Below are 22,734 nucleotides of genomic sequence, written 5' to 3' on the forward strand. Positions count from 1 at the left end.
TTACCCAGGAACCGTTTTGACGGTTCCTGGGTAATATGTTCGGAGGAAACCGGCGGGAGAGGAGACCCCTCCCGCCGCATTCCGATATTACTTAACGTCGACCTTGGCGCCGGCGTCCTCAAGCTTCTTCTTGAGGTCAGCGGCTTCAGCCTTGTTGACGCCTTCCTTGACAGCCTTCGGAGCGGCTTCAACGAGATCCTTGGCTTCCTTGAGGCCCAGGCCGGTGATGGCGCGGACTTCCTTGATGACGTTGATCTTGTTGGCGCCGGCATCAGCGAGGATGACGTCGAACTCGGTCTTTTCTTCTTCAACGACAGCAGCAGCAGCGCCACCGCCAGCAGCAGCGACAGCTACCGGAGCAGCTGCAGATACGCCCCACTTCTCTTCGAGCAGCTTGGAAAGCTCAGCGGCTTCCAGAACGGTCAGAGCAGAGAGGTCTTCAACGATCTTTGCGAGATCAGCCATTTTGATAGTTCCTTATATTCGGTTCGAACTTGATTTGGGTATGAACAGCGAAAAACCGCCTTAAGCGGCTTCCTCGTCCTTCTTGGCGTAGGCCGCGAACACGCGGGCAAGCTGGCTTGCCGGTGCTGCAACAACCGTCGCGATACGCGATGCCGGGGCATTCAAGAGGCCCAGCAGCTTGCCGCGAAGCTCGTCCAGCGAAGGCAGGGTCGCAAGCGACTTGACCGCATCCGCAGTGAGCGTGGTTGCACCCATGGAACCGCCCAGAACAATGATCTTGTCATTGGTCTTGGCGAAATCCATGACGACCTTCGGAGCCGTTACCGGGTCTTCGCTGAATGCGATCAGCGTCTGACCCTTGAAGAGATTTGACATCCCTTCCGACTCCGTACCCTGAAGAGCGATCTTGGCCAGACGGTTCTTCGCGACTTTGACGGTGCCGCCAGCAGCGCGCATCTTCGAACGAAAATCGTTCATCTGCGCAACTGTGACACCAGCATAGTGGGCCACGACAACCGAACCAGAAGCCTTGAAGACTTCGTTCAGCTCCGTGACAAATTCGCGCTTTTCCGCTCTTTCCACTGTCTGTCTCCAGTTGACGGGACCGCAATCCTGCAGGCCCCATCGGGTTGCCTTTGCCTCAAGGGATCCCTTGATTAGGACCCCAAGCGACGCTTGAGGATCCTGTCCCCTCGCACTGTCGCCACTGGGGCTCCAGGCACAAGGCACACTAGGCTCGAACCGAATTCGTAAAGCGCGCTAGCGCCTCAAAAATCTCGGGTCTTACCCGTCTCATGCAGGCATCAAGTGATTAAGGTCGAAACCACCCGCAATCTCGGACAGGAATTCCCAGGTTTCCCTGGGAAATTCCCGGCCCCGAAGGACCGGGAATTCATGCAGTCCAGAACCCAAAGGCGCTGGACAGAACTTTAGATCGTCACCGTCGACGGATCGATCTTGACGCCCGGACCCATGGTCGAGGAAATCGCTACGCGCTTGACGTAGTTACCCTTCGCACCAGCCGGCTTGGCCTTAATGACCGCATCGGCGAAAGCCTTGATGTTCTCTTCGAGGGCCTTGGCTTCGAAGGAAGCCTTGCCGATGCCGGCGTGGATGATGCCAGCCTTCTCGACGCGGAACTCGACAGCGCCGCCCTTGGAAGCCTTGACGGCGCCCGTGACGTCCATGGTGACGGTTCCGACCTTCGGGTTCGGCATCATGCCGCGCGGGCCGAGAACCTTACCGAGACGACCGACGAGCGGCATCATGTCCGGGGTGGCGATGCAGCGATCGAAGTCGATCTTGCCGCCCTGAACGATTTCGACCAGATCTTCGGCGCCGACGATGTCTGCACCGGCAGCCTTGGCTTCGTCAGCCTTGGCGCCACGTGCGAAAACGGCGACGCGAACGTCACGGCCGGTACCGTTCGGCAGGTTGACCACGCCGCGGACCATCTGGTCTGCGTGACGCGGATCGACGCCGAGGTTCATGGAGATTTCGACGGTTTCGTCGAACTTCGCCGTGGCGCGAACCTTGACCATCGAAATGGCTTCCGTCAGGGCGACCAGCTTGGTCGGATCGACGCCTTCGCGGATCTTCTGAATACGCTTTGCAAGCTTTACCATGTTAAGCCACCACTTCCAGGCCCATGGCGCGGGCAGAGCCCTCGATCATGGCCATTGCGCCTTCGAGATCGGCCGCGTTCAGATCCTTCATCTTCGCCTGGGCGATGGTCTGGATCTGAGCCTTGGTCAGGGTGCCAGCCTTGGCGCCCTTGCCCGGGGTCTTCGAACCCGAGGTGATCTTCGCTTCCTTCTTCAGCCAATAGCTGACCGGAGGCTGCTTCATCGCGAAGGTGAAGGACTTGTCCTGGAAATAGGTGATGACGACTGGGATCGGCATGCCCTTTTCCATTTCCTGCGTGGCGGCGTTGAACGCCTTGCAGAATTCCATGATGTTGATGCCGCGCTGACCAAGTGCAGGACCGATCGGCGGGGACGGATTGGCCGACCCTGCCTTTACCTGCAGCTTGAGGTGGCCCATAACTTTCTTAGCCATAACTCTCTGCCTTTCGAGAGACCGGTTACCCGGCTCATTAGAGACCGGTTTCCCGGTCCGACATGCCGGCTTTCGCCGGCGGCTGCGGTTGCGTGGTTCGGCCAAAATGCCCGGCTAAGGCACCGTTCCTCCCACGCGCTTGCGGCAAACGCCGCACGAGACCCGCTGCGCAAACAGCAGGCCCCATTTCGAAATTCATCAGACCTTTTCGACCTGGGCGTATTCCAGCTCGACCGGGGTCGCACGACCGAAGATCGAGACCTCGACCTTGAGGCGCGAACGCTCTTCGTCGACATCCTGTACGGTGCCGTTGAACGACGCGAACGGACCGTCCGACACGCGGACCTGCTCGCCGATTTCGAAGGTGATCGAGGACTTCGGCCGCTCGACACCTTCCTGAACCTGACCGAGAATGCGCTCGGCTTCGAAGTCCGGGATCGGCACCGGCTTGTTGTCGGAACCAAGGAAGCCGGTAACCTTCGGCGTGTTCTTGATCAGGTGATAGGCTTCATCGGTCAGGTTGGCCCGAACCATGACGTAACCCGGAAAGAACTTGCGCTCGGAATCAACCTTACGGCCGCGGCGCACCTCGACGACCTTTTCGGTCGGCACGAGGATCTTTTCGAACAGGTGCTCAAGCCCCTTCTGGCGAGCCTTGTTCTCGATGTCCTCGGCCACCTTCTTCTCAAAATTAGAATATGCGTGGACGATGTACCAACGCGCCGCCATCTTTATTCTCCAGGATCAAACGCTGACGTTCAGTACGAGACGGAGCAACCATCCCATAAGCTGGTCTGCAGCGAAGAAAAACAGCGCAGCGAACACAACCATAACCAGAACCATGGCCGTGGAAATCATGGTCTCACGACGAGACGGCCAATGGATTTTCGTCGTCTCGGAGCGCACTTGGCGCAGAAACGTAACGGGATTGGTTTTGGATGCCATAGATTGCCCACGCAATTACGGCGCGTAAAGCTGAACTCTCTCAGCCCCACGCACCGCGTGTCTGTTTTGACCTACATAAACACCCCTTCCCCTTTACACAAGAGGGAAAACAGTGTTCGATGAAATTTCGCCGTTTTGTACGACGGCCATTTCCCGACAATTCCGCTGCGGATAATCTCGCGCCAATCATCTGAAAATGGCAGGGGCGGCCGGGCTTGAACCGACGACCTGCGGTTTTGGAGACCGCCGCTCTACCAACTGAGCTACACCCCTTCAACCTTGGCGGAACGTAAACCGGAAACTCCGGCTCGCCGCCAACTGGCTAGGCGCTCCCTTTAAGGGGATGCGCTGCGCTTTGCAAGCGCATTTTTGAATATCCGAACCGTTCACCTGAGCTTTCGGCCCAACCTCGGATGTCTCCGCCATCCGGGCCACCGAAAGCACCTCTTCCGCAGCCAGTCACCGAGCGGAGACTTGCTCCGCCTGATGATCTCGCCCACCCCCACTCCGTATGCGCCCCAGAAAATATGTCTCTTCAAGGGTACGTGCGATTGACAGTGGCCACAGAGCACGACGGCGGCAGCGCACCAGCCCCTGAGCACCGTGGCGCCGCAGGTCGCGTGTCCGTGGCCGGCGGGCCGCCATCCCATGAGCTCGGCAAGCTGTGATATGTCGGGCGCCGGAACGCCGTTTCCGTTACGAGAACGACCTGTTTTCGACATGCTGACTCCGGGTGAACCTCCCAATTGCCAGAGGGTCAGGGCCGAATGCAAAAGGCCCCGCCGTCGCCGGCAGGGCCTTATCTATTCCAATGTCGCTATCGATTACTCGATGATCGAGGCGACGATGCCGGCGCCGACGGTACGGCCGCCTTCGCGGATTGCGAAGCGCAGCTTTTCTTCCATCGCGATCGGAACGATCAGCTCGACGGCAACGGTCACGTTGTCGCCCGGCATGACCATTTCCGTGCCTTCCGGCAGCGAGACGATGCCCGTCACGTCCGTCGTGCGGAAGTAGAACTGCGGACGGTAGTTGGTGAAGAACGGCGTATGACGACCGCCTTCTTCTTTCGTCAGGATGTAGGCTTCAGCCATGAACTTCTTGTGCGGCTTGACCGAACCCGGCTTGCACAGGATCTGGCCACGCTCGACGCCGTCACGCTGGACGCCACGGATCAGCGCGCCGATGTTGTCGCCGGCCTGGCCCTGGTCGAGCAGCTTGCGGAACATTTCAACGCCGGTCACCGTCGTCTTGGTGGTGGCGCGGATGCCGACGATCTCGACTTCTTCGCCAACCTTGACAATGCCACGCTCGACGCGGCCGGTCACGACCGTACCACGGCCCGAGATCGAGAACACGTCTTCGATCGGCAGCAGGAACGGCAGGTTGATCGGGCGCTCAGGCGTCGGGATGTAGGCGTCGACGGCGGCCATCAGCTCGCGGATCGAATCTTCGCCGATCTTCTTGTCCGAATCTTCAAGAGCAGCCAGTGCCGAACCCTTGATGATCGGAATGTCGTCGCCCGGGAAGTCGTAGGACGACAGAAGTTCGCGCACTTCCAGTTCGACGAGCTCGAGAAGCTCGGCGTCGTCGACCTGGTCGACCTTGTTTAGGAACACCACGATTGCCGGAACGCCAACCTGACGGGCGAGCAGGATGTGCTCGCGGGTCTGCGGCATCGGGCCGTCGGCAGCCGAGCAAACCAGGATCGCGCCGTCCATCTGCGCAGCACCGGTGATCATGTTCTTCACATAGTCGGCGTGGCCGGGGCAGTCGACGTGGGCATAGTGGCGGGCCGGCGTCTCATATTCGACGTGCGCCGTCGAAATGGTGATGCCGCGTGCCTTTTCTTCAGGAGCCGCGTCGATCTGGTCATAGGCCTTGTACTCGCCGAAGTACTTCGTGATCGCGGCCGTCAGCGACGTCTTGCCATGGTCAACGTGACCGATCGTGCCAATGTTGACGTGCGGCTTGTTGCGCTCAAACTTGCTCTTTGCCATTGAATGCTTCCTGTGAACATAAGGGTGGACCCGGCGACCGGGTTTGGTGTCGCCGTTTAAGGCTTTCCACTAGAATGCGCAAGACATAATTACGACGCGCGCCCGGACAAGGGGAGCGGGGCAAATCGGCTTGAAAATGCCCGGGGGCGGTCGGTTCAGCACGCCCTCAGTTCAAGATCCGGACCGGCTCTGACTTCGGGCTTCGGCGAATTGACGTGCGCCAGAAGCGCAAAAAAGCCCCGCGGCCGGGTAAGGCCGCAGGGCTCCAGGTCCGCCTTTATCATGTTAGTATAGCACAAAAGTTTGTTCCGGGATCGTTTGTCAGCTGCCGTACCTACCGGCGGCCCCTCGGCACCGGATGCGCGGCTCAAAACGATGCGGGGAAACATGCCTCGTTCCGGCTGAGGCAGTGTCTAGTGTCCCACAGCATGGCGCAAGCCGCGCGATCGCCGGACCCGCTTCAACGGAGATGCAGGAAAGCGTTGCACCGACTGGCACGCCGTCATTGTAAATGGTTGAGATTATGGAGCGGGTAGCGGGAATCGAACCCGCGTATTCAGCTTGGAAGGCTGCTGCTCTACCATTGAGCTATACCCGCGGTGTGGTGTCCGATCAGAGACGAATGGTGGAGAGAGTTGGATTTGAACCAACGTAGGCTGAGCCAACGGATTTACAGTCCGTCCCCTTTAACCACTCGGGCATCTCTCCAGTTTTTCGTCCGGATCGTGAGACCAAGTTCGTCAGATCTTGGAAGCTTGCCGCCCCTCGATCTGCGCCGCGTATATGACCGCCTCGTTCTCGTCTGTCAACACGAGGAAGAAGCAAAAATGACGAAAATAAATCAGTCGCACTTTCGACCCGCCTCCCCGTCGAGGGCTTTGCCCGGAGAGTGAGGATGGCTATAAGACCTAATGAGCAAGGACGACAAACAAGACAAATCCACCCGCGACACCCATTACGCAACGCTTCGGCGCGCCGTGCGCGACTCCAAGCGCGAACGCGGGGAAATTCCGACGCCGCCCTTGAAGCGGCCGAAATCCAACAAGGACTGGAAACCGCCGCAGCTTCAGCCGGAACAGGTCTTCCTTTATGGCCTGCACACGGTGCGCGCCGCCCTCGACAATCCCGAGCGCAAGCTCATCAAGCTGTCGGTGACCCAGAACGCCTTCGCGCGGCTCGATATCGGCGAGCCGGAGACATTGTCCTTTCCGATCGAATTCGTTTCGCCCCAGGATATCGACAAGGTGCTCGGCCCCGAGGCCATTCATCAGGGCGTGATGCTGGAAACGCGGCCCCTCCCCATGCGCCGGCTGGAAGCGCTGAAGGCGAGTCCGCTTCTGCTGGTTCTCGACCAGGTGACCGACCCGCACAATGTCGGCGCGATCATGCGCTCAGCGGTCGCTTTCGGCGCCGGCGCGGTCATCACCACCCAGAGACATAGCCCGACCGAATCCGGCGTACTTGCAAAATCGGCCTCCGGCGCGCTGGAACTGATACCTTATATACAGATTACCAATCTCGCCGACGCGATCGAGGAACTGCACCGGCTCGGCTTCCAGACGATCGGGCTCGATTCGGAAGGCCCCGCCCCACTCGAAGGCACGTTTGCCGGCGGCCGGATCGCCCTGGTGCTTGGTTCCGAGGGCAAGGGCCTGCGTCAGAAGACCCGCGAGACGGTCAACGCGCTTGCCCGTCTCGACATGCCGGGCGCTATCAAATCGCTCAACGTCTCGAACGCCGCCGCGATCGCGCTCTACGCGACACAGCAGCATCTCGCCAAGGCCGGTTGAGCCGAGCCGTTTTAGACTCCCATGCGCGGGGCAAACGTGTCATTGGAAGTCTACCCAACCGACGTGACCAGCCGCCATGGAATTCATGCTCGCCACATTCGAAAAAGCCGCGCTGCTTGCGGGCAAAGCCATCCTGGACATCTACAGGGCCGGACCCAACACCAGCTACAAGGCTGATAAATCCCCGGTCACGGAGGCGGACGAACGGGCCGAAGAGATCATCCTCGCCGAACTCGCCCAAGCCTTTCCGGACATTCCCGTCGTCGCCGAAGAATCGGTTGCGATGGGGCGCATCCCGTCGATCGAGGGACGCTCCTTCATCCTGGTCGATCCGCTCGACGGCACCAAGGAGTTCATCAACGATCGCGAGGATTTCACGGTCAACATCGCCCTGATCGAGAACGGCATGCCGATACTCGGTGTCGTTTATGCGCCCGCCCTCAAGGTCGCCTATCTCGGTGGCGGCGGACGGGCGGAAAAACTTGTGATCGACGACGAATTCGCGGTGACGAACCGGGTGCCGGTCGTCGCAAGGCCGGTCGAGGCCCGTCCGATCTGCGTTGCGAGCCGCTCGCATAATTCCGCCGAGACCGAGGCCTTCCTCGAAAAGTCAGGCGCCGCCGATATCCGCAGCATTGGTTCCTCGCTGAAATTCTGCCTGCTGGCGGAGGGTATCGCCGACCTCTACCCCCGCTTCGGCCGAACCATGGAATGGGACACGGCCGCCGGAGACGCCGTGCTCCGTGCCGCCGGCGGCAGCACGGTCACGCTCGACGGGGCACCGCTTACCTATGGCAAGACCGGCCGCGCAGACATGCTGGATTTCGCCAATCCCGATTTCATCGCCTGGGGATCGCGCCCTGGAAAGCCGTAGCAGCAATCCTATTGTCATTACCCCGTAACGTTGGTCAGCCAGGCCGCTCCGGTAACGCCTGACCAAAGCCGCCACAGGCAACCAATCCGACGCGTTGCATTCCCTTTCGGATGCGCTTAGGAAACCGCTGCGCGTGAGATTACCGGATAAAGATGAGGATCATTGATGCGTATTGTGATGGTTGGATCGGGTTATGTCGGCCTCGTGTCGGGAGCCTGCTTTGCGGATTTCGGACATGACGTGATCTGCGTCGACAAGGCTGCCGAAAAGATCGAGGCGCTGAAACAAGGCGTCATCCCGATCTTCGAGCCGGGCCTCGAGGCGCTGGTCGAATCGAACGTCAAATCCCGTCGCCTTTCCTTCACCACGGAACTCGGCCCCGCCGTGGCCGCTGCCGATGTCGTCTTCATCGCAGTCGGCACCCCGTCGCGCCGCGGCGACGGCCATGCCGATCTCGGCTATGTCCATGCCGCAGCACGCGAAATCGCCGAGGCGTTGACCGGCTTCACCGTCATCGTCACCAAGTCGACGGTTCCGGTCGGCACCGGCGACGAGGTGGAGCGGATCATCCGCGAAACCAATCCGGATGCGGATTTCGCCGTCGTCTCCAACCCGGAGTTTTTGCGCGAAGGTGCTGCGATCGAGGACTTCAAGCGTCCGGACCGGATCGTCGTCGGCCTTTCCGACGAGCGCGCCCGCGGAGTGATGACGGAAGTCTATCGTCCGCTCTATCTCAACCAGTCGCCGCTCCTCTTCACCAGCCGCCGGACCTCCGAACTGATCAAATACGCCGCAAACGCCTTCCTGGCGATGAAGATCACCTTCATCAACGAAATGGCCGATCTTTGCGAGCGCGTCGGCGCCGACGTCCAGGACGTTTCGCGCGGCATCGGCCTCGACGGCCGCATCGGCTCGAAATTCCTGCATGCCGGCCCTGGCTATGGCGGCTCCTGCTTCCCGAAGGACACGCTGGCGCTCGCCAAGACCGCTCAGGATTATGAAAGCCCGGTCCGACTGATCGAAACCACCATCGCCGTCAACGACACCCGCAAGCGGGCGATGGGCCGCAAGGTGATCGCGGCTGCCGGCGGCGACGTGCGCGGCAAGAAGGTCGCCGTCTTCGGGCTGACCTTCAAGCCAAATACGGACGACATGCGCGACAGCCCGGCGATCGCCGTCGTCCAGACGCTGCAGGATGCCGGCGCGATCGTTTCCGGCTACGATCCGGAAGGCATGGAAAACGCCCGGCAGCTGATGGCTATCGAATTCGCCGACGGCCCCTATCAGGCCGCCGAAGGCGCCGATGTCGCGGTTCTCGTCACCGAATGGAACGAATTTCGCGCACTCGATCTCGAACGCCTGAAATCCGTCATGAAGAGCCCGGTTCTCGTCGACCTGCGCAATGTCTATCGCGCGCGGGAGGTGGAAGCCCATGGCTTTACCTATACCGGCGTCGGAAAAATGCACTAGGGCAGTCTCGAAGGCGGCGGGCCTGGAGTTTTTGGGCTCTTTGCAAGAGTTGTCCCGCAGATCGGGCAAGCGAAAATCACCTGGGCTGTGACCCGGTGCTGGACCATCCGTGCCAGTCGCTTTTGGAGCAATCGTGCCGTCGAAGGCTTTAAAGCTGCGCTCCGGTTGGGCATATTGCCTATCGATGATGTTTCGCCGCCTCATGCAAATAGGCTTGGGCCTGTCCTTGGCTGTTCCGCCCTCCGGTGGGAGTGTCGGTGCTGCCGAAGACTCCGCCGCTCCCGAATGCCGATACGAGCGTGCGGCATCGGACGAGATTGGTCGATTGTGCGTCCGCGCCGAAACCTACAATCAGGATCTCTGCCAGGTGATGCAACGGCTGGCCGAGAAGAACGGGCTGCCGCCGGAATTTTTCGCACGGCTGGTCTGGCGGGAAAGCCTGTTCCGGGCCAATGCGGTGAGCCCGAAAGGGGCCGAGGGCATCGCGCAGTTCATGCCGGAAACCGCAAGAATCCGCGGCCTGAGAAACAGCTTCGATGTCATCGAAGCGCTTGCGGCATCCGCTCTCTATCTCAGGGATCTGCGCGACCGTTTTGGCAATCTCGGCCTTGCCGCCGCAGCCTATAATGCGGGCGAAGCAGGTCTCGAAACATTCCTGACGACCGGGCGGCTGCCGATCGAGACGCGCGACTACGTGTTTGCGATTACCGGCCATTCCGCAGAAACGTGGAAGGGCGATCCGCCGAAGACGGCGGCTCAGGCTCTCGATCCCGGAAAACCCTTCCTCGACGGCTGCCTACGGCTCGCCAATACGAGGCGGCTCAACGAGGCCGTCTTGATCGCGTCGGCGGATTGGGCGCCTTGGGGCGTGCAGCTTTCCGCGCACTACAATCCGAATATCGCCAGCCAGCTGTTTGCCACCACGATCAGCCGCCTGCCAGCGCCGCTCAACTCGGAACGGGCGCTCGTCGTGCGGCAGAAACGCGGCAATTTCGGCCATCGCCCGCGCTATGCGGCGCGGATCGGCCGCGCCACCAGAGCTGAGGCTATCGATTTGTGTGCCAGGATCAGGACACACGCCGTGCCCTGCACGGTTTTCAGAAACTGAAGCGGCAAGCAGAAGAAGGCCTTCCGCTTGCCGCACGGGTCTCGATCAGCAGTTTTGTGCCTGCCCAGGCGCGAGAGTTCCGTCCGCATTGGGCGTCGCGGGGCCGGAACCTTGCGGCAGATTGTTGGTCGTGGCGGAGCCGGAACCTTGTGGCAGGTTATTGGTCGTGGCGGATCCAGAACCCTGCGGCAGGTTGTTGGGCGCGCATTTGGAGCCGCCGGAATTGCCGATCGTGCTGCCTGTCGAATTGGAATCAAGCGCGCCGCGTCCTGCTCCATTCAGCGGGGTGGTCGTATTGCCATTGAGCGTGCCGGAGCCAGTGGTTCCCGATCCCGGTGCGGATCCGCTGGTTCCCGCAGAACCTGAGCCCGAAACGCCGCCGGATACTGATCCGGATCCCGAACCCGACTGGGCGACCGCGGCAGTGGCGAGACCAAGCGACAATGCGCCAACGGTGAGTATCTTTGCAAACATTGGATTTCCTCTCGTGGGATTTTCCAGACATGCCCTACGGCCGCCTAACCCTGCCGATCGCATAAGGTTTCCGACGTTCCAATCGCTTCCACCGAATAACGGCGGCGGGGTCAGGCGGCCATGTCGTGAATCTCCAAGTCGCCAGCCGTTCCAGCAAAAACCGAGCGGGAACAGGCGAGTAGGAACGCTGTCGGAATGCGTTGGAACGCCTACTTGATTAAGTGATTGATTTTAATGGTGCCCCCGCCAGGGTTCGAACCCGGGACCCCCTGATTACAAATCAGGTGCTCTACCAACTGAGCTACAAGGGCACTTTCGAGTGGGGAGTTACCAGATTTTCCCCTCCTGTAAAGAGAAAATCGCCGTAACATCACATACCGTGCATTCGAGTTGCGTTGTTTCACGCGCGGGCGATGGCGCAAGGCGCTTGTTCAAAACCCTGTTTTTACTGTACTTAGTGCCGTCCCGCCGGCATGGTCCTGTTACAGGATCATGTTAGCTCACCTGTTTACAGCGTCCCTTGCGCGCCCCGTCGGGCGGCGGCACCCTCAAAGGCCCGTTCATGTCGTCTGAGACGAACAAGTTCTCCATCATCGCCTCGACAGCCCCGGAAGCACAATCCGCGCTGGAAGAACTCGTACGGCTCTATGGCAATGTGCCGACCGAGGAAGCCGACGTGATCATCGCGCTCGGCGGCGACGGTTTCATGCTGCAGACGCTCCACGACACGATCAATACGGGTAAAAGCGTCTATGGGATGAACTGCGGCTCGGTCGGCTTCCTGATGAACGATTATCGCGCCCAGAAACTCCACGAGCGGGTGGCCGAATCGGTTGAAAACGAGTTTCATCCGCTGAAGATGACGACGGAAAACGAGGACGGTTCGACGTCGGTGGCACTCGCCATCAATGAAGTCTATCTTTTCCGGCAATCCTATCAGGCGGCCAAGCTCAGGGTGGAGATCGACGGCCATGTGCGGCTGGAGGAACTGATCTGCGACGGCCTGATGATCGCGACGCCCGCCGGTTCGACCGCCTACAATCTCTCGGCGCATGGCCCGATCCTGCCGCTGGAAGCGCCGTTGCTCGCCATGACGCCGGTCTCGGCTTTCCGTCCGCGGCGCTGGCGTGGGGCGCTGCTACCGAACCATGTCTGCGTCGACATCCATATCCTCGAACCGGACAAGCGGCCGGTCAACGCGGTTGCCGACAATACCGAGGTGAAGTCGGTGCTGAAGGTGCGGGTGGCGCAGTCGACGGAAATCACCGCGCGCATCCTCTCCGATCCGAACCATTCCTGGTCCGACCGGATTCTCGCCGAACAGTTCAACAACTGACTCAGCGTCAGCTCACGCGGATGGAACCTATTGCCCTCGCGTGAAGCTCAGCGCTTCGGGGAAAAGGCACGCAAAAAAGTGCGGGTAGCGTTTGCCGCCATCTGGTCGATCTCCGATTCGGGCGTCTGACGGCCGAGTTGCTGATCGTAACGCAGGTCGGTCGCCAGAAGCGCCATATACTGGCGGGCGGCAAGCGCCGGATCGTCGACCTCGAGATAACCGCCATGGGCGAGCTGCGCCAGGCGGGCTGCGATCGCCGGGTATTTCTTGCCCGGCCCGTATTCCTTCCAGGTCTCGAAAAGCTCAGGGAAGCGAGCGCCTTCGGTCTCGACCACCTTGCGAAGCCAGCGGCCGTTCGGGTCGCAGATCGCCTTGCGCAGGAGCTGGGCCGAAAACTGCGTCAGCTCCGTCTCGATGTCCTGCGGCGCCACGGGGAAGGTATCGAGCACGCGAAAGAAACCGGCGCTGGAGCGGTCGGTGATTTCAGCGACCACCACCTTGAAAAGATTATCCTTGTCGCCCAGCTGATTATAGATCGTCTGGCGCGACACCCCTGCCCTCGCCGCGATCGCATCAATGCTGGCGCCGCCAAAGCCTTCCTGGGCGAAAACATCGGCTGCAGCATTGAGGATCGCCTGGCGCTTGTTCTGCGCCGGCGGCCAGGTGTCGTAATCGCGCGGAAGTTCGGCAGACGAATTTTTCATGACATCACTATAGCGGGGCTTGACGGATTGGACAATTGTGTCCAAAATAATTTACATGATTGTTTAGGCCCACTCTCCCGTATCTGGCCGGCTCTCATATTCATCTCCCATAATCGTCCTCGCCTGCCGTTACCACGGCAGATGTGGTGACGGGAAAGGTTTTTTCCAAATGCAAAGCAGAGCTCCTTCGCATGCCCTGTCGCTCGGGCTGCTCTCGGCTATCGGGCTTTTCGCCCTCGACATGTATCTCCCGGCGCTGCCGACCATCCGCGCCAGCCTCAATGCCAACAGCCATGAGGTACAGGCGAGCCTGATCTCCTTCTTCGCCGCCATGGCGGTGTCGCAGATCGCCTACGGCCCGCTCTCCGACATGTTCGGCCGCAAGCGGCCGCTCTATGTCGGCCTCGCGCTTTATGCCATCGGCGCGATCGGCTGCGCGCTGTCGCCCTCGATCGAATGGCTGATCGCCTTCCGGTTCCTGCAGGGCATGGGCGCCTGCGCCGGCGTCGTCATCTCCCGCGCCATCGTCCGCGACCTGCACACCGGTCCGGCCGCAGCCGAGTTGATGTCGCGGCTGATGCTGGTGTTCAGCGTCTCGCCGATCCTCGCCCCGCTTGCCGGCAGCATCGTCACCGTGTTCGGTGACTGGCGGCTGATCTTCTGGGTGATGGTCGGCGCCGGTGCGGTCGGCGCCGTCGTTGCCGTGTTTTTCCTTGAGGAAACCCGCCTGCCGGCTGCGCGCAGCGAAAGCAGCCTCGCCGGCGCGCTCAACTCCTATGGCACGCTGCTCCGGGACCCCTATTATCTCGGGCTTGTGCTGATCGCCTCCTTCGGCATGTCGAGCTACATGATCTATGTGGCAAACTCGTCCTTCGTGCTGATCGAGCATTACGGCCTCTCACCGACCTTCTACAGCATCGTCTTTTCGTGCAATGCGGTCGCCTTCATCGGCATGTCGCAGCTGAACGGCTGGCTTTCACGCAAGATCGGGCTCCGCAAAGTGATCCGCAGCGCGGTGTTCGGTTATTCGACGATGATGGTCCTTCTGGCACTCGTCACCTCGCTCGGCATCGACCGTCTCGATGTGATGGCGGCCTTCCTGTTCGGCGGCTACGGCTTCCTCGGCCTGATCATCCCGACGGCGGCGGTGCTGGCGCTCGAACATCACGGCCGGATTGCCGGCACGGCGTCGGCGATGATGGGCACGATCCAGTTCGTGACGTCAGCGGTCGTGGTTGGCCTCGGCGGCATGTTTGTCGACGGCACCTCGCGGCCGATGGTCACGGTCATCGCGACATGCTCGGTGGTGGTCCTCCTGCTGTCGCTTGTCGTGCTGCGCAGCCGCCAGGGAGCCATGACGGCTGCGGCGGAATAAACCGCGCTTTGCCCAAAGAAAAGCGGCCGGACCTTGCAAGGTCCGGCCGCTTTCGTTTGTGATTGTTGCATGGATCGTCAGTCGACGTCGGCGACATCCACATCCGGCTTGCCGCTGATGCGGTGCGCCAAGGCCGCTTCCATGAAAGGATTGATATCTCCGTCCAGCACGTCGTCCGGCGCAGTACTTGTCACGCCTGTGCGCAGGTCCTTGACCATCTGGTAGGGCTGCAGAACGTAGGAGCGGATTTGGTGGCCCCAGCCGATATCGGACTTGGAAGCAGCCTCGGCATTGGCCGCGTCCTCGCGCTTCTTCAACTCCGCTTCGTAGAGCCGCGCACGCAGCATGTCCCAGGCCTTGGCCTTGTTCTTGTGCTGCGAGCGTTCCTGCTGGCACTGCACCACGATGCCCGACGGAATGTGGGTGATGCGCACCGCCGAGTCGGTGGTGTTGACGTGCTGGCCGCCGGCGCCCGACGAACGATAGGTGTCGATGCGGCAATCGCTCTCGTTGATCTCGATGTTGATCGAGTCGTCGATGACCGGATAGACCCAGATGGACGAGAACGAGGTGTGGCGGCGGGCGTTGCTGTCATAGGGCGAAATGCGGACCAGACGGTGGACGCCCGATTCGGTCTTCAGCCAACCATAGGCATTGTGGCCCTTGACGAGGATGGTCGCGGACTTGATGCCCGCTTCTTCGCCATCATGCACTTCCAGCAACTCGACCTTGAAACGCTGGCGCTCCGCCCAGCGGGTGTACATGCGCAGAAGCATGTTCGCCCAATCCTGGCTTTCCGTGCCACCGGCGCCGGAATGGACTTCGACATAGGTGTCGTTGCCATCCGCTTCGCCCGACAGCATGGCCTCGACCTGGCGCCGGCCGGATTCCGCCATCAGCGCCTTCAGCGCATCTTCGGCTTCCTTGACGATCGCTTCGTCGCCCTCTTCCTCGCCGAGTTCGATGAGCTCGATATTGTCGTTGAGTTGGCTCTCCATGGCCTTGACGCCATTGATGCCGTCATCGAGCTGCTGGCGCTCGCGCATCAGCTTCTGCGCTTCCGCAGCATCGTTCCAGAGGTTCGGGTCCTCTGACTTGTTGTTCAACCAGTCCAGTCGTCTTACCGCCTGATCCCAGTCAAAGATGCCTCCTCAGCAGGCTTATGGCCTGCTTGATTTCGTCGACTACATTGATGATTTCCGCACGCATGGCGCTTGTTCTTCGCTCTTTGTGTTGGGGTTTTAAGTGCCGTGGACATAGTTGCAGCGAGCCCGGATGTAAAGCCCAGGCCCGCCGACAAGGCTGCCGCTTCGGATGGCGATCAGAACAGACCCGGCATGCCCGAGGTGACAGCCTGCTGCGCCTGAGGCGAGTTGGTGAAGATCTGATCCTGGGTCATGTATTCGCCGTCGCCGATGACCTGGAAGACGTCGGCCGGGCCGGTGCCGGGCTTGAAAGCTTCGACGATCGTGTCCGGCTGGCCTTCCATGGCCGCCATGCCGGTCTTGCGATCGACGGCGACGAGCTGCATCCCATCCGGCACGTGGAACTTTTCGGCAGGTGTCAGCTTGGCGGCCTGGGCGAGGAACTCGCCGAAAATAGGCGCGGCAAGACCACCGCCGGTGCCGGCACGGCCGAGCGGAGTCGGCGTATCGAAGCCGATATAAAGGCCGGCGACCAGGTTCGGCGTGAAGCCGACGAACCAGGCATCCTTTTCATCATTGGTGGTGCCGGTCTTGCCGGCGACGTCGCGGTCCTTGACCGGAATCTTGCCGGCGGCCGTGCCGCGCAGCACCACGCCCTGCATCATCGAGGTGATCTGGTAGGCGGTCATCGGGTCGAGAACCTGCTCGCGGTTATCGACGATACTCGGTTCTTCCTGATGAGCCCAGTCGTTGGAGTTGCAGCCGTCGCAGGCGCGCTCCTCATGGCGGAAGATCGTCTTGCCGTAGCGATCCTGGATGCGGTCGATGACGGTCGGCTTGATCTGCTTGCCGCCGTTGGCGATGACGGCATAGGCCGAGACCATGCGCATGACCGTCGTCTCGCCGGAACCGAGCGACATGGCAAGCACCGGCAGCATCTTGTCGTAGATGCCGAAACGCTCGGCATATTCGGCAACCAGTTCCATGCCCATGTCCTGTGCCAGGCGCACGGTCATCTGGTTGCGGGATTTTTCGATGCCGGTGCGCAGCGTCGACGGGCCGCCCGCCTCGCCGCCGTAGTTCTCCGGCTTCCAGACCTGGCCGCCGGAGACAATCTCGATCGGGGCGTCGAGGATGACCGAAGCGGGCGTATAGCCGTTATCGAGCGCTGCCGAATAGACGAACGGCTTGAACGACGAACCCGGCTGGCGCATCGCCTGGGTGGCGCGGTTGAATTCGGACTGCGAATAGGAGAAGCCGCCTGCCATCGCGAGAACGCGTCCCGTATTCGGGTCCATGGCGACGAAACCGCCCTGGACTTTCGGTGGCTGGCGCAGCCGATAGGTCTTGGCCTGCGGATTGATCGGTTCCACGTAGACGACATCGCCGGGCTTCAGCACGCCGTCCGGCGATTTCGCAGGCTTGCGGGTGTTGGTCGAGTCCCGGTAGGCCCATTTCATGTCGTCGCCGTTGATCGTGCCCGTCTCGCGAGCCGCATCGACCTTGCCGGCCGCGTCAGCCGAGGGCTGCAGGCCGATCGTGGCGGACTTTGCCGATACTTCGGTCACGACCGCCAGCTTCCATTCCGGCACGTCCGCAAGCGACTTCTGCTTGGCGAGTTCCGGGCCCCAATCCCAGCTTCCAGGCGCGCCGGTCGTGGCAATCTGCGCTACCGGGCCATGAAAGCCGCGGCGCTCGTCATATTCCACGAGGCCGTTCTGAAGGGCGCGGCGGGCGATGACCTGAAGATCGGGGTCGAGCGACGTGCGGACCGAAAGCCCGCCTTCGTAAAGCGCCTTGTCACCGTAGCGGTCGATGATCTGACGGCGGACTTCCTCGGAGAAATAATCCGATGCGAAGACATGGGCGCCGGTGCGGCGCTGCTTGACGCCGAGCGGCTGCTTCTTGGCGTCGTCGGCATCGCCTTGCGTGATGTAGCCGTTCTCGGCCATGCGGTCGATGACCCAGTTGCGGCGCTCGAGTGCCGCCTTTTCGCGGCGGAAGGGATGATAATTGGCCGGACCCTTGGGAAGGGCCGCAAGATAGGCGGCCTCGGCCGTCGTCAGCTCGGTCACCGACTTGTCGAAATAGGTGAGCGCAGCACCTGCAATGCCGTAGGAATTGAGGCCGAAGAAGATCTCGTTCAGGTAGAGTTCGAGGATCTTGTCCTTGGAATAGGTCTGCTCGATACGGAAGGAAAGGATCGCTTCCTTGACCTTGCGGTCGATCGTCTGGTCGCCGGTCAGAAGGAAGTTCTTCGCGACCTGCTGGGTGATGGTCGAGGCGCCTTCGGGGCGACGGCCGGAACCGAGGTTCTGAAGGTTCGAGAGGACCGCGCGCCCAAGCCCCGTGATGTCGATGCCGGGATGGCTGTAGAAGTTCTTGTCTTCAGCCGACAAGAAAGCGGCCTTGACGCGATCGGGCACCGCCTGGATCGGCAGGAAGAGGCGCCGTTCGCGGGCATATTCGGCCATCAGCGCGCCGTTGCCGGCATGAACGCGAGTGGCGACCGGCGGCTCGTAGGAGGCAAGAACCTCGTAGTTCGGCAGGTCCTTGGTCATCCCGGTGAGATAAATACCCACGCCGGCAGCCACGACCAGAAAAAGGACGCAGGCCAATCCAAAGAGATAACCAATCAATCTTACCATATTGGAGCTACCGTTCAGCTTTCATTCGGCGCGTGAAACACACCATCGCATGGTTAGAGGCGTTTTGCACGGTGATCGAACCAGCGCAAGCCGGAAGAGGATCAATCGTCCGTCATCCATTGCGTCCGGGAACCACCGAGTAATCGCCCGAATGTGAGTAAAATAGGGCTCTTAGCTGCAATTTCCGGTGACTGGCCTCCCCTTGCATCATATTCACCGGCGCCTGTGGCACCCGCGCCACGCGCATCCGGGAAAATCAGCCACCATTTGCCATCGCCCGGTCACGATAGCGCCTGATCGCGTCGACCATGCGGTCGATCACCTTCGAGCGCCACGACTCATCCAGAAGCAGCTTTTCATCTTCGGCATTGGACAGAAAGCCGAGTTCAAGGAGCACGGACGGAATGTCCGGTGCGCGCAGCACCTGGAAACCCGCGTAACGGTGGGGATTGTTGATGAGCCCGATCTGTCCCTCGAAGGATTCGACGACATTGCTGGCGAGCGCGATCGAAAACGCCTGGGTCTCGCGGCGGGTGAGGTCGAGCAGGATATCGGCGACTTCGGGCGGCCCGCTCTGGAGGGTATAGCCCGCAAGCTCGTCTGACAGGTTTTCGCGGGTGGCGAGGTTTTCGGCCATGCGGTCGGAGGCCTTGTCAGAGAGCGTATAGACGGTCGCGCCGCGGATATCCTTCTGGCCGAGCGTGTCGGCGTGCAAGGATACGAAGAGATCGGCATGGCCCTGGCGGGCGAGCGTCACGCGCTCGGAGAGCGACAGGAACGTGTCGTCGTCGCGGGTGAGGAAAACCTTGATACCGTCGACCTTGCTCAATCGTTCGGCAAGCGTCTTGGCGAATGCCAGCGTGATGGTCTTTTCCGGGGTCTTGGTGCCCGCCCCGGTGGCGCCGGCATCGATCCCGCCATGCCCGGCATCGACGGCAACGGTGAAGACATTATCCTTCTCGGCCATCGCCAGCGGGTCCGGAGTGGCTGCCGCCGACGTCGCCCAGTTCTGGGTTTTCACCAGATCGGCAAAAACCTCCTTTGAGGCCATTTCCGCATCCAGGACCAACCGGTAGCTGCCGTTGTCGTTCGATTGAACCTCGGCGATCGACAGTTTCACCGGCCGCTTGGCGGTCAGTACGATCCGAGCGCTCGACTCACCCATCGTGCCGTAGCGGATATCCTTGAAGAGGCCGCGCGCGGACAGATCCTCGGCAGGGAAGCCGAAGGCCGTCGCCGGCAGGTCGACGATCACCCGTTCAGGCGCGGCGACGTAATGGACGGAGAATTCCGGTTTCTTCTCGAAATCGATGACGATCCGGGTGCGCGCCTCGTCACCGGCGACCCGCGCGCTGAAGGCGAGAAGCGGCGGCTGCGGCGTTGCACAGGCGGAGCTCAAGGGGAGGGTCGCGACGAAGCCTACCAAAAGGAGAATCGCGCAACCGATTCGCGCGAAAAACGGTCGCCGCCGCCCGCCGCCGGCCGTCGCCGCGCCTGCCTTCACATCCGCCCTCAAAACGCCACTCGCATTCAAAGCCCCGCCGCCTATCAGGCAACCCGCATCAAAGTGCCCATTTTAGAAGGCATTTGCCCGTTAAAAGATGCGAATCATCCGCCCGTTCCTTGCCATTCATAAGAGGTCTAATTCCATCGAGAATATGGCAAACTTGGCTTTTCCCTTGCTATTGTGACAGATAAACCATACAACGCCCCCGAGGGTTAAAGTGTTGACGGGATAGTCTGCCGATAGGCTGGCCAGCCTCTTCAGGACCTGGCGCCGAAGACCGACAGTCATCCGCCGTCGCTACACTTTTTCCTGATACACGATCCAACCGGCGGTGGCCGGAATAATACCGGGTGGCATGCCACCCACCGCTCATACGGAGCACATTCATCGGGCCCCTGCGGGCCTATGGTATCGTCATTCTCGTTTGGTTTTTGATGTCGCGGCACAATTTTCAGAACCTGGAGGGACCGAGGGAGCAACGCTCCCCGTCATCTTTCCGGTTGCCGTCACAACCGCGCCCGACGGGAACATCTTTATCCGGCGCAACGACCGCATTGCATGACGGGCCTGTCCTTGTGGCAGCCTTTTCTGCATTCCCCCGGCGGCGCCGAGGAGCAGAATTTCAATGGCAGACAAAATGCTTATCGACGCGTCTCACGAAGAGGAGACGCGCGTAGTTGTCGTTCGCGGTAACCGGATCGAGGAATTCGATTTCGAATCGCAGCATAAGAAACAGATACGCGGCAATATCTATCTGGCGAAGGTGACGAGGGTCGAACCCTCACTACAGGCCGCTTTCGTCGACTACGGCGGGAACCGTCACGGCTTCCTCGCCTTCGCCGAAATCCATCCCGACTATTATCAGATCCCGCTTGCCGACCGCCAGGCGCTGATGCAGCAGGAAGCCGAGGATCAGCGTAAGATCGCCGAGGCGGAAGCCGCCGACCCCGTAGTCGATCTTGCCAATCAGGATCAGCCGGATATCGGCATCTCCATCCCGGCACCCGCCGCCGAGCCCGAAAGCGAAGCCGGTGGCCAAGCAACGGAAGCAAGCCCGGCCGAGGCCGTCGCTGCTGAAGAGGCCGAAAAGCCGAAGGCCAAGCCGCGCCGCAGCCGCGCTCGCAAGAAGCCGGCAGACGAAGCGCCCGCCGTAGAAGCCGCAGCATCCGAGGGCGAAAGCGCCCCCTCCTCCGACAACAATGACGACGACGGTTCGACGCCCGGCGAAATGGCCGCGATGGTCGAGACCGATTCGATTTCGGAAGACGTCGACGCCCGCCGGGGCGGCGGCCGCAACGACGATTTCGATGACGACGACGATGACGACCACGGCGAGAAGGAAGTGATCGAATCGGTCGGCGCCGAAGACGCGATGGAAGAAGTTCCGGACCGCGTCGTGCGCAAGCCGCGCAAGCAGTATCGCATCCAGGAAGTCATCAAGCGCCGCCAGATCCTGCTCGTGCAGGTCGCCAAGGAAGAGCGCGGCAACAAGGGCGCTGCTCTTACCACCTACCTTTCGCTCGCCGGCCGTTATTCGGTCCTGATGCCGAACACGGCGCGCGGCGGCGGTATCTCCCGCAAGATCACCCAGCCGCAGGACCGCAAGCGTCTCAAGGAAATCGCCCGCGAGCTCGATGTGCCGCAGGGCATGGGCGTGATCCTGCGCACCGCCGGCGCCAACCGCACCCGCGTCGAGGTCAAGCGCGACTTCGAATACCTGATGCGCCTGTGGGAGAACGTCCGCACGCTGACACTGAGCTCGACCGCCCCTACCCTCGTCTATGAAGAAGGCTCGTTGATCAAGCGCTCGATCCGCGACCTCTACAACAAGGACATTTCCGAGATCATCGTGTCCGGCGAAGAAGGCTATCGTGAAGCGAAAGACTTCATGAAGATGCTGATGCCGAGCCATGCCAAGGTGGTCCAGCCCTATCGCGACCTGCATCCGATCTTTGCCCGTTCCGGCATCGAGGCGCAGCTCGACCGCATGCTGCAGCCGCAGGTGACGCTGAAGTCCGGCGGCTACCTGATCATGAACCAGACGGAAGCGCTCGTCGCCATCGACGTCAACTCCGGCCGTTCGACCCGCGAACATTCGATCGAGGAAACGGCGCTCCAGACCAATCTGGAAGCGGCGGAAGAAGTCGCCCGCCAGCTTCGCCTGCGCGACCTTGCCGGCCTGATCGTCATCGACTTCATCGACATGGAAGAAAAGCGCAACAACCGCGCCGTCGAGAAGCGGCTGAAGGATTGCCTGAAGAACGACCGCGCCCGCATCCAGGTCGGCCGTATCTCGCATTTCGGCCTGCTCGAAATGTCGCGCCAGCGCATTCGCGCTTCGGTTCTCGAATCGACGACTCAGATCTGCACCCATTGCGGCGGTACCGGTCATGTGCGCTCGCAGTCGTCGGTCGCCCTGCATGTGCTGCGCGGCGTCGAGGAATACCTGCTCAAGAACACCACGCATGACATCACCGTGCGCACCACGCCGGAAATCGCGCTCTATCTCCTCAACCACAAGCGCGCCAGCATCGTCGATTACGAGAACCGCTTCGGCGTCTCGATCTTCATCGAATCGGATGTCAGCATCGGCTCCAGCCACTTCGCGATCGATCGCGGCGAGCCGGTCGAAAACCCGGTCAAGATCGAAAGCCTGATGCAGTTCGCGGCCATCCCCGTCGAAGAAGACGATGACGATATCATCGTCGAGACCGACGAGGAGGAAGAGGAAGAGGTCGTTGCTTCGTCGCAGCCGGCAGCTGCTGCTGTTGCCGAGCGCGCCCAGACGCAGGGCGACGATCCCAACGGCCGCAAGCGCAAGCGCCGCCGGCGTCG

Annotated in this window: 19 protein-coding genes and 4 tRNA genes; 7 read left to right on the forward strand and 16 right to left on the reverse strand. The window is 61.1% G+C overall.

Annotated elements, in window-relative coordinates; genetic code table 11:
• Window positions 1-87 precede the first annotated feature (87 nt).
• The 10 genes from rplL to MOV63_RS12355 all read right to left on the reverse strand — a co-directional run bounded on the left by rplL (window position 88) and on the right by MOV63_RS12355 (window position 6,176).
• Window positions 88-465 (reverse strand): 50S ribosomal protein L7/L12, encoded by a 378-nt coding sequence (gene rplL / locus MOV63_RS12310; RefSeq protein WP_024164302.1) that lies wholly within the window; start codon window positions 463-465, stop codon window positions 88-90.
• 60 nt (window positions 466-525) lie between these two features.
• Entirely contained in the window at window positions 526-1,083 is a 558-nt protein-coding gene (gene rplJ / locus MOV63_RS12315) for a 50S ribosomal protein L10 (protein ID WP_258718953.1), read from the reverse strand.
• Window positions 1,084-1,394: 311 nt separating this feature from the next.
• Window positions 1,395-2,090: a 50S ribosomal protein L1 gene (rplA, locus tag MOV63_RS12320; RefSeq protein WP_038542117.1), complete on the reverse strand. Its 696-nt coding sequence runs from the start codon at window positions 2,088-2,090 to the stop codon at window positions 1,395-1,397.
• 1 nt (window position 2,091) lies between these two features.
• The gene (rplK, locus tag MOV63_RS12325; RefSeq protein WP_037088457.1) at window positions 2,092-2,523 is read right to left on the reverse strand and encodes a 50S ribosomal protein L11; all 432 of its coding nucleotides are present in this window, start codon (window positions 2,521-2,523) and stop codon (window positions 2,092-2,094) included.
• A 198-nt stretch (window positions 2,524-2,721) separates the two neighbouring features.
• On the reverse strand, window positions 2,722-3,252 hold the full coding sequence (gene nusG / locus MOV63_RS12330) for a transcription termination/antitermination protein NusG (protein WP_007770615.1): 531 nt from the start codon (window positions 3,250-3,252) through the stop codon (window positions 2,722-2,724).
• A gap of 15 nt (window positions 3,253-3,267) precedes the next feature.
• Window positions 3,268-3,468, reverse strand: a complete 201-nt coding sequence (secE, locus tag MOV63_RS12335; protein ID WP_038542111.1) for a preprotein translocase subunit SecE — start codon at window positions 3,466-3,468, stop codon at window positions 3,268-3,270.
• Window positions 3,469-3,665: 197 nt separating this feature from the next.
• Window positions 3,666-3,741, reverse strand: a tRNA-Trp gene (locus tag MOV63_RS12340).
• Window positions 3,742-4,292: 551 nt separating this feature from the next.
• Window positions 4,293-5,468, reverse strand: coding sequence for an elongation factor Tu (tuf, locus tag MOV63_RS12345; protein ID WP_038542108.1), 1,176 nt, complete (start codon window positions 5,466-5,468; stop codon window positions 4,293-4,295).
• A gap of 524 nt (window positions 5,469-5,992) precedes the next feature.
• Window positions 5,993-6,066 (reverse strand) — tRNA-Gly (locus tag MOV63_RS12350).
• 25 nt (window positions 6,067-6,091) lie between these two features.
• Window positions 6,092-6,176 (reverse strand) — tRNA-Tyr (locus tag MOV63_RS12355).
• Window positions 6,177-6,379: 203 nt separating this feature from the next.
• On the opposite strand from MOV63_RS12355, the gene rlmB reads away from it, so the two are divergent.
• The 4 genes from rlmB to MOV63_RS12375 all read left to right on the forward strand — a co-directional run bounded on the left by rlmB (window position 6,380) and on the right by MOV63_RS12375 (window position 10,710).
• Window positions 6,380-7,258: a 23S rRNA (guanosine(2251)-2'-O)-methyltransferase RlmB gene (rlmB, locus tag MOV63_RS12360; protein ID WP_038542105.1), complete on the forward strand. Its 879-nt coding sequence runs from the start codon at window positions 6,380-6,382 to the stop codon at window positions 7,256-7,258.
• 85 nt (window positions 7,259-7,343) lie between these two features.
• On the forward strand, window positions 7,344-8,132 hold the full coding sequence (gene cysQ, locus MOV63_RS12365) for a 3'(2'),5'-bisphosphate nucleotidase CysQ (RefSeq protein WP_247034023.1): 789 nt from the start codon (window positions 7,344-7,346) through the stop codon (window positions 8,130-8,132).
• Between the two features lie 165 nt (window positions 8,133-8,297).
• Window positions 8,298-9,602, forward strand: coding sequence for a UDP-glucose/GDP-mannose dehydrogenase family protein (locus tag MOV63_RS12370; RefSeq protein WP_247034009.1), 1,305 nt, complete (start codon window positions 8,298-8,300; stop codon window positions 9,600-9,602).
• A 202-nt stretch (window positions 9,603-9,804) separates the two neighbouring features.
• Complete coding sequence (locus MOV63_RS12375) at window positions 9,805-10,710, forward strand: transglycosylase SLT domain-containing protein (protein ID WP_405029326.1); 906 nt, start codon at window positions 9,805-9,807, stop codon at window positions 10,708-10,710.
• Window positions 10,711-10,755: 45 nt separating this feature from the next.
• Here the strand turns inward: MOV63_RS12375 and MOV63_RS12380 are convergent, their stop codons facing one another.
• Both MOV63_RS12380 and MOV63_RS12385 read right to left on the reverse strand, forming a co-directional pair.
• Complete coding sequence (locus MOV63_RS12380) at window positions 10,756-11,184, reverse strand: hypothetical protein (protein ID WP_247034013.1); 429 nt, start codon at window positions 11,182-11,184, stop codon at window positions 10,756-10,758.
• A 235-nt stretch (window positions 11,185-11,419) separates the two neighbouring features.
• Window positions 11,420-11,495: transfer RNA gene (locus tag MOV63_RS12385), tRNA-Thr, on the reverse strand.
• Window positions 11,496-11,746: 251 nt separating this feature from the next.
• Between MOV63_RS12385 and MOV63_RS12390 the strand changes: the two genes are divergently transcribed.
• The gene (locus tag MOV63_RS12390; RefSeq protein WP_038549040.1) at window positions 11,747-12,520 is read left to right on the forward strand and encodes an NAD kinase; all 774 of its coding nucleotides are present in this window, start codon (window positions 11,747-11,749) and stop codon (window positions 12,518-12,520) included.
• 47 nt (window positions 12,521-12,567) lie between these two features.
• On the opposite strand, the gene MOV63_RS12395 is transcribed toward MOV63_RS12390, so the two are convergent.
• On the reverse strand, window positions 12,568-13,224 hold the full coding sequence (locus MOV63_RS12395) for a TetR/AcrR family transcriptional regulator (RefSeq protein ID WP_038542099.1): 657 nt from the start codon (window positions 13,222-13,224) through the stop codon (window positions 12,568-12,570).
• A gap of 169 nt (window positions 13,225-13,393) precedes the next feature.
• Here MOV63_RS12395 and MOV63_RS12400 point away from each other — a divergent pair, with 169 nt between their 5' ends.
• Window positions 13,394-14,599: a multidrug effflux MFS transporter gene (locus tag MOV63_RS12400; protein ID WP_247034015.1), complete on the forward strand. Its 1,206-nt coding sequence runs from the start codon at window positions 13,394-13,396 to the stop codon at window positions 14,597-14,599.
• A gap of 77 nt (window positions 14,600-14,676) precedes the next feature.
• Here MOV63_RS12400 and prfB read toward each other — a convergent pair.
• From prfB to MOV63_RS12415, 3 genes are all read right to left on the reverse strand, one after another.
• A protein-coding gene (prfB, locus tag MOV63_RS12405) for a peptide chain release factor 2 (RefSeq protein WP_247034016.1) occupies window positions 14,677-15,808 on the reverse strand; the annotation gives its coding sequence in 2 pieces (ribosomal slippage) (window positions 14,677-15,738 and window positions 15,740-15,808; 1,131 coding nt in all).
• 112 nt (window positions 15,809-15,920) lie between these two features.
• Complete coding sequence (locus MOV63_RS12410; protein WP_247034018.1) at window positions 15,921-18,392, reverse strand: penicillin-binding protein 1A; 2,472 nt, start codon at window positions 18,390-18,392, stop codon at window positions 15,921-15,923.
• 256 nt (window positions 18,393-18,648) lie between these two features.
• Entirely contained in the window at window positions 18,649-19,896 is a 1,248-nt protein-coding gene (locus tag MOV63_RS12415) for an N-acetylmuramoyl-L-alanine amidase (RefSeq protein WP_405029327.1), read from the reverse strand.
• Between the two features lie 628 nt (window positions 19,897-20,524).
• On the opposite strand from MOV63_RS12415, the gene MOV63_RS12420 reads away from it, so the two are divergent.
• Window positions 20,525-22,734: ribonuclease E/G (locus MOV63_RS12420; RefSeq protein ID WP_247034021.1), on the forward strand; the 2,210-nt coding region annotated here is incomplete at its 3' end.

The organism is Neorhizobium sp. SHOUNA12A, from assembly GCF_023006505.1.
GTDB lineage: Bacteria > Pseudomonadota > Alphaproteobacteria > Rhizobiales > Rhizobiaceae > Neorhizobium.